5 protein-coding genes are annotated in these 13,697 nt (G+C 67.3%); 1 reads left to right on the top strand and 4 read right to left on the bottom strand.

The window, feature by feature from the left end:
- The first annotated feature begins 76 nt into the window (after positions 1-76).
- Complete coding sequence (locus AADZ78_RS12270) at positions 77-7,726, top strand: PE family protein (RefSeq protein ID WP_341343638.1); 7,650 nt, start codon at positions 77-79, stop codon at positions 7,724-7,726.
- A gap of 1,200 nt (positions 7,727-8,926) precedes the next feature.
- Here AADZ78_RS12270 and AADZ78_RS12265 read toward each other — a convergent pair.
- The 4 genes from AADZ78_RS12265 to AADZ78_RS12250 all read right to left on the bottom strand — a co-directional run bounded on the left by AADZ78_RS12265 (position 8,927) and on the right by AADZ78_RS12250 (position 13,614).
- Complete coding sequence (locus AADZ78_RS12265) at positions 8,927-10,798, bottom strand: PE family protein (RefSeq protein WP_085252128.1); 1,872 nt, start codon at positions 10,796-10,798, stop codon at positions 8,927-8,929.
- A gap of 165 nt (positions 10,799-10,963) precedes the next feature.
- Positions 10,964-11,500, bottom strand: a complete 537-nt coding sequence (locus AADZ78_RS12260; protein WP_239656743.1) for a hypothetical protein — start codon at positions 11,498-11,500, stop codon at positions 10,964-10,966.
- Between the two features lie 6 nt (positions 11,501-11,506).
- Positions 11,507-12,913, bottom strand: a complete 1,407-nt coding sequence (locus AADZ78_RS12255; protein ID WP_239656744.1) for an ATP-binding protein — start codon at positions 12,911-12,913, stop codon at positions 11,507-11,509.
- A complete protein-coding gene (locus AADZ78_RS12250; RefSeq protein ID WP_239655180.1) occupies positions 12,826-13,614 on the bottom strand; it encodes an AfsR/SARP family transcriptional regulator in 789 nt (262 codons plus the stop codon). Before AADZ78_RS12250 ends, AADZ78_RS12255 begins: the two co-directional genes overlap by 88 nt.
- Positions 13,615-13,697: the final 83 nt, after the last annotated feature.

The raw sequence follows: 13,697 nt of genomic DNA, 5'->3' as shown, positions 1-13,697 counted from the left end.
CATGTTGCCTCGATGGTCGCGGGGTCGTCGGGTCACTGTCAGAGCTTATTCAGGTGCGTCCAACGGGGTGGTGGACATGTCTTTTGTGGTCACGGTGCCGGAGCTCGTAGAGGAAGCAGCCCGGGATTTGGCAGGCATTCGGACGGCGTTGGCCGAGGTTACTGCATCAGCGGCAAGCGCTACTACCAGGTTGGCGCCTGCGGCCGCCGACGAAGTATCGACCGCGATCGCGGCGCTGTTCGGCACCTTCGGCGAGGACTACCAAGCCATGAGCGCCCAGGCGACCGCGTTTCACGACGACTTCGTCAATTTGTTGAGCCGTGGTGCGTCCTCGTATGTCGCCGCCGAGGCAGCTAATGTCGCGTCGCTGCTCCGCGGTGGCTCCTTCGCGGCAGCCGCATCAAACGCCGTCGCCGCCGCTGCTGGCGTCAGCGGCGAACTCGGCGGCACGCTGTCGTTTGGCCTCGATATTTCGCTTCTTCTCCGCGCTCTGAACGCCCTTCCGAGCCTCGCCGCAGGGCTCGCCCTCCAAACCGGTGGTGCGCTTGCGTCGGGCTTCGGCGGTGGGCTCACCCAGACCGGCCAAGCCATCATCAACGCTGGGTTGGCCTTCGAGAACATCGGTGCCGGTATGTCGCAAACCGGCGCCGCGTTGACCGCCCAGAGCAATGCTGCCCTTTCGGCGCTCCTCGATGGTGCGCTGGGGGCCAACCTCAGTGCGGCCCTCACGGCAAGCCTGAATGCTCAGCTCCCCACGCTCGCTGAACTCGCCCAAACCGGCGGGATCCTGATAGGCAACTTCTCTGCTGCGCTGTCACAGCTCGCCACCACCGGTGGCGCCTTGGCGGCCAATTTTGGCGCCGGTTTGGACGGGCTGATCACGGCCGGGGCAAACCTGGCCGGCAATTTCAGCGCCACCCTGCCGGAGCTGGCCGCACAACTCAGCGGCGGCTTCGGCACTGGCCTAGCAAGCCTCAACGCCGCACTCAACGCCGCCTTGAGCGGGGCCCCGGCTTTCCAAGCTGGTTTCATCGCGCTGATCAACGCCAGCCAAAACTTCGCGGCCAGCTTCACCGCGGCCCTGCCCAACCTGGCCGCTCAACTCAATGCCGCGCTCTCGGGGGCCTTCGGGGCCACCCTGCCCGCCCTCAGCGCCGCCTTCAGCGCCACCCTCAACGCCGTCCTGTCCGGCAGCCTGCCCGCCTTCCAGGCCAGCCTGAGCGGGTTGAACGCGGCGTTCCAGGCCGCCCTCAACGCCGCCCTGAGCGGGGCCCCGGCCTTCCAAGCGGCGCTGACCGCGCTGATCAACGCCAGCCAAAACCTGGCCGCCAGCTTCACCGCGGCACTGCCCAACCTGGCCGCTGAGCTGTCGGCCAGTTTGGGCATTAGCCTGCCCGCCCTCAGCGCCGCCTTCAACGCCACCCTCAACGCCGTCCTGTCGGGCAGCCTGCCCGCCTTCCAGGCCAGCCTGAGCGGGTTGAACGCGGCGTTCCAGGCCGCCCTCAACGCCGCCCTGAGCGGGGCCCCGGCCTTCCAAGCGGCGCTGACCGCGCTGATCAACGCCAGCCAAAACCTGGCCGCCAGCTTCACCGCGGCCCTGCCCAACCTGGCCGCTCAACTCAATGCCGCGCTCTCGGGGGCCTTCGGGGCCACCCTGCCCGCCCTCAGCGCCGCCTTCAACGCCACCCTCAACGCCGTCCTGTCGGGCAACCTGCCCGCCTTCCAGGCCAGCCTGAGCGGGTTGAACGCGGCGTTCCAGGCCGCCCTCAACGCCGCTTTGAGCGGGGCCCCGGCCTTCCAAGCGGCGCTGACCGCGCTGATCAACGCCAGCCAAAACCTGGCCGCCAGCTTCACCGCGGCCCTGCCCAACCTGGCCGCCCAACTCAATGCCGCGCTCTCGGGGGCCTTCGGGGCCACCCTGCCCGCCCTCAGCGCCGCCTTCAACGCCACCCTCAACGCCGTCCTGTCGGGCAACCTGCCCGCCTTCCAGGCCAGCCTGAGCGGGTTGAACGCGGCGTTCCAGGCCGCCCTCAACGCCGCCCTGAGCGGGGCCCCGGCCTTCCAAGCGGCGCTGACCGCGCTGATCAACGCCAGCCAAAACCTGGCCGCCAGCTTCACCGCGGCACTGCCCAACCTGGCCGCCCAACTCAATGCCGCGCTCTCGGGGGCCTTCGGGGCCACCCTGCCCGCCCTCAGCGCCGCCTTCAACGCCACCCTCAACGCCGTCCTGTCGGGCAACCTGCCGGCCTTCCAGGCCAGCCTGAGCGGGTTGAACGCGGCGTTCCAGGCCGCCCTCAACGCCGCTTTGAGCGGGGCCCCGGCCCTGCAAGCGGCGCTGACCGCGCTGATCAACGCCAGCCAAAACCTGGCCGCCAGCTTCACCGCGGCACTGCCCAACCTGGCCGCTGAGCTGTCGGCCAGTTTGGGCATTAGCCTGCCCGCCCTCAGCGCCGCCTTCAGCGCCACCCTCAACGCCGTCCTGTCGGGCAACCTGCCCGCCTTCCAGGCCAGCCTGAGCGGGTTGAACGCGGCGTTCCAGGCCGCCCTCAACGCCGCCCTGAGCGGGGCCCCGGCCTTCCAAGCGGCGCTGACCGCGCTGATCAACGCCGGCCAAAACCTGGCCGCCAGCTTCACCGCGGCCCTGCCCAACCTGGCCGCCCAACTCAATGCCGCGCTCTCGGGGGCCTTCGGGGCCACCCTGCCCGCCCTCAGCGCCGCCTTCAACGCCACCCTCAACGCCGTCCTGTCGGGCAACCTGCCGGCCCTGCAGATCAGCCTGAGCGGGTTGAACGCGGCGTTCCAGGCCGCCCTCAACGCCGCCCTGAGCGGGGCCCCGGCCTTCCAAGCGGCGCTGACCGCGCTGATCAACGCCGGCCAAAACTTCGCGGCCAGCTTCACCGCGGCCCTGCCCAACCTGGCCGCTCAACTCAATGCCGCGCTCTCGGGGGCCTTCGGGGCCACCCTGCCCGCCCTCAGCGCCGCCTTCAACGCCACCCTCAACGCCGCACTATCGGGCAGCCTGCCCGCCTTCCAGGCCAGCCTGAGCGGGTTGAACGCGGCGTTCCAGGCCGCCCTCAACGCCGCTTTGAGCGGGGCCCCGGCCCTGCAAGCGGCGCTGACCGCGCTGATCAACGCCAGCCAAAACCTGGCCGCCAGCTTCACCGCGGCCCTGCCCAACCTGGCCGCTCAACTCAATGCCGCGCTCTCGGGGGCCTTCGGGGCCACCCTGCCCGCCCTCAGCGCCGCCTTCAACGCCACCCTCAACGCCGTCCTGTCCGGCAGCCTGCCCGCCTTCCAGGCCAGCCTGAGCGGGTTGAACGCGGCGTTCCAGGCCGCCCTCAACGCCGCCCTGAGCGGGGCCCCGGCCTTCCAAGCGGCGCTGACCGCGCTGATCAACGCCAGCCAAAACCTGGCCGCCAGCTTCACCGCGGCCCTGCCCAACCTGGCCGCCCAACTCAATGCCGCGCTCTCGGGGGCCTTCGGGGCCACCCTGCCCGCCCTCAGCGCCGCCTTCAACGCCACCCTCAACGCCGTCCTATCGGGCAGCCTGCCCGCCTTCCAGGCCAGCCTGAGCGGGTTGAACGCGGCGTTCCAGGCCGCCCTCAACGCCGCCCTGAGCGGGGCCCCGGCCCTCCAAGCGGCGCTGACCGCGCTGATCAACGCCAGCCAAAACCTGGCGGCCAGCTTCACCGCGGCCCTGCCCAACCTGGCCGCCCAACTCAATGCCGCGCTCTCGGGGGCCTTCGGGGCCACCCTGCCCGCCCTCACCGCCGCCTTCAACGCCACCCTCAACGCCGCACTATCGGGCAACCTGCCCGCCTTCCAGGCCAGCCTGAGCGGGTTGAACGCGGCGTTCCAGGCCGCCCTCAACGCCGCCCTGAGCGGCGCCCCGGCCTTCCAAGCGGCGCTGACCGCGCTGATCAACGCCAGCCAAAACCTGGCCGCCAGCTTCACCGCGGCACTGCCCAACCTGGCCGCTGAGCTGTCGGCCAGTTTGGGCATTAGCCTGCCCGCCCTCACCGCCGCCTTCAACGCCACCCTCAACGCCGCACTATCGGGCAACCTGCCCGCCTTCCAGGCCAGCCTGAGCGGGTTGAACGCGGCGTTCCAGGCCGCCCTCAACGCCGCCCTGAGCGGCGCCCCGGCCCTGCAAGCGGCGCTGACCGCGCTGATCAACGCCAGCCAAAACCTGGCCGCCAGCTTCACCGCGGCACTGCCCAACCTGGCCGCTGAGCTGTCGGCCAGTTTGGGCATTAGCCTGCCCGCCCTCACCGCCGCCTTCAACGCCACCCTCAACGCCGTCCTATCGGGCAGCCTGCCCGCCTTCCAGGCCAGCCTGAGCGGGTTGAACGCCGCGTTCCAGGCCGCCCTCAACGCCGCCCTGAGCGGCGCCCCGGCCCTGCAAGCGGCGCTGACCGCGCTGATCAACGCCAGCCAAAACCTGGCCGCCAGCTTCACCGCGGCCCTGCCCAACCTGGCCGCCCAACTCAATGCCGCGCTCTCGGGGGCCTTCGGGGCCACCCTGCCCGCCCTCAGCGCCGCCTTCAACGCCACCCTCAACGCCGCACTATCGGGCAGCCTGCCCGCCTTCCAGGCCAGCCTGAGCGGGTTGAACGCGGCGTTCCAGGCCGCCCTCAACGCCGCCCTGAGCGGCGCCCCGGCCTTCCAAGCGGCGCTGACCGCGCTGATCAACGCCGGCCAAAACCTGGCCGCCAGCTTCACCGCGGCCCTGCCCAACCTGGCCGCTGAGCTGTCGGCCAGTTTGGGCATTAGCCTGCCCGCCCTCAGCGCCGCCTTCAGCGCCACCCTCAACGCCGTCCTGTCGGGCAACCTGCCCGCCTTCCAGGCCAGCCTGAGCGGGTTGAACGCGGCGTTCCAGGCCGCCCTCAACGCCGCCCTGAGCGGGGCCCCGGCCTTCCAAGCGGCGCTGACCGCGCTGATCAACGCCAGCCAAAACCTGGCCGCCAGCTTCACCGCGGCACTGCCCAACCTGGCCGCCCAACTCAATGCCGCGCTCTCGGGGGCCTTCGGGGCCACCCTGCCCGCCCTCAGCGCCGCCTTCAACGCCACCCTCAACGCCGTCCTATCGGGCAGCCTGCCGGCCTTCCAGGCCAGCCTGAGCGGGTTGAACGCGGCGTTCCAGGCCGCCCTCAACGCCGCTTTGAGCGGGGCCCCGGCCCTGCAAGCGGCGCTGACCGCGCTGATCAACGCCAGCCAAAACCTGGCCGCCAGCTTCACCGCGGCACTGCCCAACCTGGCCGCCCAACTCAATGCCGCGCTCTCGGGGGCCTTCGGGGCCACCCTGCCCGCCCTCACCGCCGCCTTCAACGCCACCCTCAACGCCGCACTATCGGGCAGCCTGGCCGCGCTCCAGGCCGGCCTCCCAGGACTCAACGCCGCCTTCCAGGCCGCCCTCAACGCCGTCCTCGCCAGCGCACCGGCCTTCCAAGCGGCGCTGACCGCACTAATTAGCGCCAGCCAAAACCTAGTCGCTAACTTCAGCGCGGCTTTCCCCGCCATCACCGCAGCCCTCTCGGGCAGCTTCGGGGCCACACTGTCCGCCTTGAGTGCAGCGTTCAGCGCGACCATCAACGCCGCTTTGAGCGGGGCCCCGGCCTTCCAAGCGGCGCTGACCGCGCTGATCAACGCCAGCCAAAACCTGGCCGCCAGCTTCACCGCGGCACTGCCCAACCTGGCCGCTCAACTCAATGCCGCGCTCTCGGGGGCCTTCGGGGCCACCCTGCCCGCCCTCAGCGCCGCCTTCAACGCCACCCTCAACGCCGTCCTGTCGGGCAGCCTGCCCGCCTTCCAGGCCAGCCTGAGCGGGTTGAACGCGGCGTTCCAGGCCGCCCTCAACGCCGCCCTGAGCGGGGCCCCGGCCTTCCAAGCGGCGCTGACCGCGCTGATCAACGCCAGCCAAAACCTGGCCGCCAGCTTCACCGCGGCACTGCCCAACCTGGCCGCCCAACTCAATGCCGCGCTCTCGGGGGCCTTCGGGGCCACCCTGCCCGCCCTCAGCGCCGCCTTCAACGCCACCCTCAACGCCGTCCTGTCGGGCAGCCTGCCCGCCTTCCAGGCCAGCCTGAGCGGGTTGAACGCGGCGTTCCAGGCCGCCCTCAACGCCGCTTTGAGCGGGGCCCCGGCCCTGCAAGCGGCGCTGACCGCGCTGATCAACGCCAGCCAAAACCTGGCCGCCAGCTTCACCGCGGCACTGCCCAACCTGGCCGCTGAGCTGTCGGCCAGTTTGGGCATTAGCCTGCCCGCCCTCAGCGCCGCCTTCAGCGCCACCCTCAACGCCGTCCTGTCCGGCAGCCTGCCCGCCTTCCAGGCCAGCCTGAGCGGGTTGAACGCGGCGTTCCAGGCCGCCCTCAACGCCGCCCTGAGCGGGGCCCCGGCCTTCCAAGCGGCGCTGACCGCGCTGATCAACGCCAGCCAAAACCTGGCCGCCAGCTTCACCGCGGCACTGCCCAACCTGGCCGCTCAACTCAATGCCGCGCTCTCGGGGGCCTTCGGGGCCACCCTGCCCGCCCTCACCGCCGCCTTCAACGCCACCCTCAACGCCGCACTATCGGGCAACCTGCCCGCCTTCCAGGCCAGCCTGAGCGGGTTGAACGCGGCGTTCCAGGCCGCCCTCAACGCCGCCCTGAGCGGCGCCCCGGCCCTGCAAGCGGCGCTGACCGCGCTGATCAACGCCAGCCAAAACCTGGCCGCCAGCTTCACCGCGGCACTGCCCAACCTGGCCGCCCAACTCAGCGCCGCCTTCAACGCAACCTTCGGCGCCGGCCTGCCGGCATTCCAGGCCGCCCTCTCCGGGCTGATCAACGTTGGGCAAAACCTAGCCGGTACCTTTAGCGCCACCCTGCCCGCCCTGGCCGCTCAACTGTCCGGCGGCTTCGGCACCGGCCTAGCCAGCCTCAACGCCGCGATCAACAGTGCCTTCAACGCCGCCTTCACCGGGGGGCTACCGGCGCTGCAGGCCGGTCTGACCGGACTCATCAACGCCAGCCAAAACCTGGCCGCCGGCTTCAACGCCCTCCTACCCAACCTGGCCGCGTCCCTCAGCGGTAGTTTCAGCGCCAGCCTCGCGGGCCTCAACGCCGCCCTCAATGGCGCCTTCGGCAGCGGACTCAACGGCCTGTCCGCTGCCCTCAGTGCCATGTTTACCGGCGGGCTCTCAGGCCTCAGCGCTGCGGTGAACGCCGCCTTCAGCGGACTCAACGCAGCCCTATCGGCTAGCCTCAGCGCCGAACTGGCTGCGGAGATCAGTGCGGCATTGTCTGCGAGCCTTAGCAGCGGGCTTTCCGGGCTGGTGCAAACGGGGGGCACGCTGGTAACCAACTTGGGTGCAGGGTTGACGGGGCTGGTACAGACGGGTGAGGCCCTAGCCGGCGGCCTCGGCGCGGGGCTGACGAGCGTTGCCCAAACCGGTAACTCGCTCGCGAGGATTTGGTTGAACGCTACTTCCCAAATAGTCGCCGCAATTGAGGGAGCAACGGGTGCGAGCTTCGGTGTCGGGCTGTCCGGCCTTGGACAAACCGGCGAGGCCCTGGTGGCGAGCGTTGAGGGTGCCGTGGCTGAGCTCGGCGAAACCGGCGTCGCGTTCTTAACGGCGGTGAACGGTGCGGGTGTTGCAATTGCAGCCAACGTTCGCGATATCCTGATCAACCTTCAACTCGCTCTTGAAGCGGCCTTGAGGGCCAGCATCGGGTTCAACGCGGCCGCCTAGACCGCAATCAACCGCCGGAAGATCTCACAGGCTGGCGTACACACACCCCGCCACCGATGCGATGCACCACGCGGCGGCCGATCCGACCACACCCGATACAGCTACGCCACGAAACGCACCGACAAATCGACCATCGTTCGCCCATCAATTCGCACCTCGACGTCACTGAGCAACCGAAACTCAACCGCCATCCGGTACGGCCGCCTGACAAAGGTGCACAGCAAACGCAGTAGTGCAAGGACACGTCGCACGCTGGCAGCCCTTGGTTGCGATCACACGGCAGGCGTTGGTGTGGGTTGGACGAACGACATATTCTGCCACGTGTCGATGCAAATTAGCATTCACTCAATTGCCATCGCGGGCAGAACGGCGCCATGTTGATCAGAGCAATAGGAGTCGGGGCATTTCGCGTCGAGGGTCAGATATGTGCAGATTTGTGAATAAATGTGCACGAATTAACCATCAAAGTATGAGCAGACGTCGACTCAAGAATGCGCGCAGTTCGGTTGTGACGCTCGGCGCCGACGCAGGGTACGACCCGATGCCCAAGTCGGGATCAGGACCGACTACCCCGTGGGTGTGACTGCCCGGCGAGCTGTTGAGTCATGTAGTTCACCAGCGAAGGAACAGCCCGGGAAGGGCGCGCCACCCAGCGAAAGGGCAATGCGCTCAGCAGCGAAAGCGAAGCTGTTGCCGGAGACGTAATGTCCTGCGGCGCAACGAGAATCCGATCGACCTGCGGATGCATCGTCACGGGCGCAGACGCCGAGGACATCCACACTGATGCTCGGATCGAGCATGTCTTAGCCATTGGGGAAGCCCGTTCACGACGACGCCCGGTGCAGCGATGAAAGCACCGACGGCTGCTCCGAGGTTGCCGTTCAGGGTCGCCATCAGCCGACGCGCCGATGCGAAGCCGAGCGACAACAGTAACCCCAACAAGGCGTCCATCTCTCACGCGGGGAAATTGACCATATGTGTTTCGGTGACTTTTTGTCGCGATAGTTGTGTCGGCTAGCGTCATGGTCACATTGGCACGTTCTGCGACATTTACGCAGGAATAGAGTCGGCAGACAAACCGATTTGTGAAACTACGGCCGACGGCCGATCCGCCGCCGCAATAGCGGCGCTTCTGAGCGGTCAGCTCCGGGGACGTATTTGGCGGCGCAACCGCCCAATACTCGGTCAGGTCGGGGGCGACTATGCGGCGGGTGTAATCGAATCGGCTAGGGCCCGGGGGACGGTGTTCACCAGCGCGGGAAGCAGTCCGCCAAATTTCGTTCCACCAAGGGTCAGATTGATGGGGATATCGATGCCAAGGATCTCCAGCGGCACCGTCGCCGTTATGGCGTGCGGTCGAACGAGCAGCCCTTGGAAGGGCAGATGGACGACGACCGGAATGTTGACGTCCCCGATAATCGGCACGTTGAACGTCACCGGCAACGCCATATCGACAATGACTTCGCCGTTGAGGAAGCCGTTCAGCACGTAGGCCGGAGCGTCCCCGAAGCCGCCGAGCACCATCAACGGATCTCCGGTCGCTACGCCGGTTCCAATGATCGTTGCGGCAGTAGCCAGCCCATCGAGAGCGGCGACCGGCGGACCCGCTACCCCAAAGAGAACCGACAGCGGCAATCCGAAGTTGGCACCAAGCACCAAGGCCGGCGGGTCCAGGGTTCCGGTGATCGTCGTCGAGATGCTGGTATCCGTCAGGGTATTGAGCACGTTGGCGAGGTTTTGGGTCATCTTTGCGGGGATGGAGCCGGCAGGCAGGAGGCTGGCGAGGCCCTGCACGTTTTCGCCGGGGATGGCGAGGATCGGGAACAGGTCTGCCACCGGACCGAGCATCCTGACGTCGTTCAGGTTGCTGGTATCGAATCCGGTGACGAACACGTTCAGAAACGCCTTCGTCCCGTCAACAACGGCGAGGTTGTACTGGCCTGTCGCAATGTCCTGTTGGACGACCTGCCAATCGGCCGGGAAGCCGGCCAATCCGACCTGTAGGTCTCTGTTCGCCGCGTCGAGCGACGTGACGATGGTCTGCCAGTCATTGACAGTGTCGTTGACAGCCATCTGCACGAATACGCCCGGGTTAGCAGCCGCGAGGGCCTGCAGACGAAGTGGAATGTTCTCCGGCAGGTGCGCAATCTCGTTGGGCAGGTTCTGGACGAAAAGTGCTAGCTCATTAGCAGCCTGCACCGCATAGCCCTGTTGGTTGGCGATGATCTGGCGCAGGAACGGGAACGGGTCAGCGGCCCAGTCACTAATGAGCGCTGACAAGTTGTTGTTGGTGTTCGTGATGAGCAGCGCCCACGGGCTGACGGGTGCCGGAGCACCACCGGTGGGCGGCGTCGGGAACAGCCCGGGTAGCAGCCCTGGAAGTAGGGGTCCCAGCACGGGAAGGCTGGGGAGGCTGCCGGTTAGCAGCGGAAGGGGGTTGGCCAGCAGGCTGGCCCCGTTGCCGCTGATCAGAGCAGACAGGGCGGCACCGAATTGCTGACCAAGGCTGCCGAAGAACGGGCCCACGGGACCACCCGAGACAAGCGAAGTGAGGAAGCCATTGCCGCCGATGAGCGGGCCTAGCAGTCCACCAGTGCCACCGAAGAGGATCGGGTCCAATAACCCGCCGCTACCGCCGAGAAGCCCGCCGATTCCCCCGCTGCCGCCGCCGAGGATCGGCAAGCCAAGAAGGGGCTCGGCCGCAGACGCACCGCTCGACGCGGCCGCAGCCGCGCCGCTCGACGCGGCGGCCAGGCCACCAGCACTGAGCGCGTTGAGAAGATTCCGCTCAGCGTTGGCGATTTCTGTGCTGAGATAGGCGGCCGCACTACCGTTCAACAGCCGCACGAATTCGGCATGAAATGCCGCCGCCTGTGCGTTGATTGCTTGAAATTCTTGCCCATAAATGCCGAAAAGCCGCGAGATGGCAGCCGATACCTCATCGGCGGCCGCCGCGGCCACCCCTGTCGTGGGAGCCGCCGCCGCCGCGGCTGCTGCGCCAAGTGCGGACCCAATTCCTTCCATTTCCCCAGCCGCCGCACTCACCAATTCCGGCGCGATAACAAACGACATTTTGGCCTCTCCTCGACTCAACCGGGCACCCTCAACCCGTCGTCTCGACACGACAGCGGGTATTGCTGCGGTCTATACCCGCCGAGACCCACTATTCAAACTCCCAAATTGCACCATATTTCTGGCTGAATCCACCGGCGCAATTCCCTCGGCTCAATCTAGCTGTCACACCACAAGCATCGCGGTACGTTCGGCGAATTGCTGCAGTCCGGATCGCGCCCGAGCGACCGCGGCAGTGCCGTCGGCGGCCGATGCAACGTGGGCATCGAACCGGTCTGCGCCCAGGCGGTCCTGCAAGATGCTCAACTGCGCGGCGTGCAACGGTGACGGCTTGCCCGCTTTCACCAATGCACAGTGCACGAACACCGCGTCATCGTCGGCGCCGAGCCGAGCCAACAACCTGGTGACGTGCCGCAGCGTGATCCACTGCTGGGCCCAGTCCCCGACCCGGTCCCAGTGGTCGAGCACTTCGATAAACAATCCCGCGGCTACTACAGGACCACCGTGTACGGCACGCGTGGCCGCTGCCTCCATCAACGCGATGCCGTACCACCAGAAGTTTTGCACCCCACCAGCCAGCCGCGCCGCCTCGTCGAACAGTCCCAACGCACGCGCGGGTTCAGACTTCTTCAGCAAGTAGGCAAGAGTGAAGTAGGCCGTCGACTGCGCGGTGGAGTTTGCCGTTTTGTCGGCGACTTCCACGGCCTCCTACGCGGCGGGCAACGCCGTATCGGGATTGCCCAACACAACCTGACAAGTGGCGAGCACGCAGATCGTATGCACCAGCCGGATCGGATCGTCGTTACTACGTGCGCGGGTAACCTCCCTGTCCCAGTACGCGAGGAATCCGCTCGCGTCACCCTCGAAGAGGACCACGTCCGCGAGCACGTCTTCGGGGTAGGCCACTCGCCCGGTGCCGCGGCCCGGAACACGCCCGTCCGCCAAGGCCACGAAGCGTCGCGCACGCGAAAAATCACCGCGAACCCAGGCAACCCGGGCGGCCGCACCCACCACCGCGGCGAATAGCGGATGGTCCGGATCCGCGACCGCGACGGCGCGTTCGGCCCAATCCCCCAGCTCGTACCCGACGCGAACGCCCACTAGCTCAGTACTAGCGGCGACCAATCGCAACGCCAGATCGGCGTCGTTGTCGGCCATCGCATTCTCGAACGCCGTGCGCAGGTTGTCGTAGTCGGGCAACAGCCGCTGGACCCAGTCCCGCTCCTCGGCGGTGTGCAGGCCGGCCCCGGCACGCTCGGCAAGCTCGGTGAAGTAGACGGCGTGGCGCTTGGCCAATTGCTTGTCAATCCCTTGCTCTTTCAGACGGTCCCGACCGTAGGCACGCAACGTTTCCAAGACGCCGTAGCGCGTCCGGTCAGTGACACTGCGTACAATTACCATCGACTTGTCGACCAGACCGACAAGCGACTCCAACGTGTCCTCGAGCGCGTCGGCGGCTTCGTCCCCGGGGCCGCCGTCGGCCCCACACACACCGTGGGCGGCATCCAGGTCGAACGAGCCCGCGAACACCGAAAGCCGCGCAAACAACGCTTGCTCGGATTCGGTGAGCAATCGATACGACCAGTCGATGGTCGCCGTCAGGCTCTGGTGCCAGGGAAGGCCGCCTCGCAGACCGCCGCGCAACATGCCCAGGCCGTCCAACCGCCGGACCACATCCGACGTGCTCATCACCCGCATCCGCGCTGCGGCCAACTCGACACCCAGCGGCAAGCAGTCAACCCGCCGACAAATCTCACCCACCACACCTTTCGGCTGCTGGTCGAGGTTGAAGTCCGGCCGGCAGGCCCGGGCCCGATCGGCAAACAACCGCGTGGCGTCCTCCACCGGCAACGGCGGCAGGACGACAATCCGCTCCCCATCGACGCCCAACGGTTGTCTGCTGGTCGCCAGGACCGACACGCCCGGACAGTGCTGCACGATGCGCTCCGACAACCCAGCGGCCTCGTCCAGGACATGCTCGCAGTTGTCGACAACCAACAGGACCTGACGCCACCGCAGGTACTCGACTACCGATTCCTCGATGTCCATGCGTGACTGTTGGCGCAACCGCAAGGCCGCTGCGATGGTGTGCCCGATCGCGTTTCCGTGCTCCACCGGCGCCAGTTCGCAAATCGATACGCCATCGCTGAACCGCTCTTGCTCGTGGCGAGCGACTCAATAGCCAGCCGTGTCTTTCCGACGCCCCCAACCCCGGTCAACGTCACCAGCGGTCCGGCACGCAGCGCCTCGGCGACACGCGTCGCCTCCTCGTCATGCCCAACGAAGCTGGTAGCCCGCCGCAGCAGGCCCGAAGGCGGCCGATCGAAGATAGGCCCCGGCGACACCACCCGCCACTCGGCAACAAGAGCGCCGCGCAAATCGTTTACCCACGGCGTGTCCAAGGACGCGAACGGCTCACCAGACCACAGAGCCAGCAAACGATCGAACAGTGCAGCCGCCTCAACAGGGTTGTCGGTAGCCCTCGCCGTAGAGACCAAGTTTCGGAACCGGTGCAAATCGACTGAAGACGCATCCGTCATGAGCACATATCCCCCCGGCCCACGTGAAATCACCACGCCATCAACAGGTGCAATCAAACTCCTTAGCCGGGACAGATAACTGGTCAACGAACTTCGTGCGGAATAGGGGGCCCGATCCGACCACACTCGATCTATCAGCTGCTCTGGCGAGATCGGATGGTTCACATCGATCAGCAGGGCCGCAAGGACGCATCGCTGCCGCGCATGGCCAGCCTCGAGCCGGCGCCCGTCGACTAGAACTTCGACGTCGCCGAGCAACCGAAACTCGACGGTCATCCACACTCCCCGCAGAGGCGCACAGCAAACATTTGCGCGCAAGTACGTGGGCGGCGCTGCGTAGCATACGCTGAGGGTTGTCA

This window comes from Mycobacterium riyadhense, from assembly GCF_963853645.1.
Classification (GTDB): domain Bacteria; phylum Actinomycetota; class Actinomycetes; order Mycobacteriales; family Mycobacteriaceae; genus Mycobacterium; species Mycobacterium riyadhense.
The sequence above is the reverse complement of the archived record's forward strand: the minus strand, read 5'-3'. Positions and strand labels throughout refer to the sequence as shown.

Excerpts from the sequence above, each read along its gene's own strand:
- AADZ78_RS12270 (WP_341343638.1), top strand. The coding sequence starts at position 77 with ATGTCTTTTGTGGTCACGGTGCCGGAGCTCGTAGAGGAAGCAGCCCGG.
- AADZ78_RS12265 (WP_085252128.1), bottom strand. The coding sequence starts at position 10,798 with ATGTCGTTTGTTATCGCGCCGGAATTGGTGAGTGCGGCGGCTGGGGAA.
- AADZ78_RS12250 (WP_239655180.1), bottom strand. The coding sequence starts at position 13,614 with ATGACCGTCGAGTTTCGGTTGCTCGGCGACGTCGAAGTTCTAGTCGAC.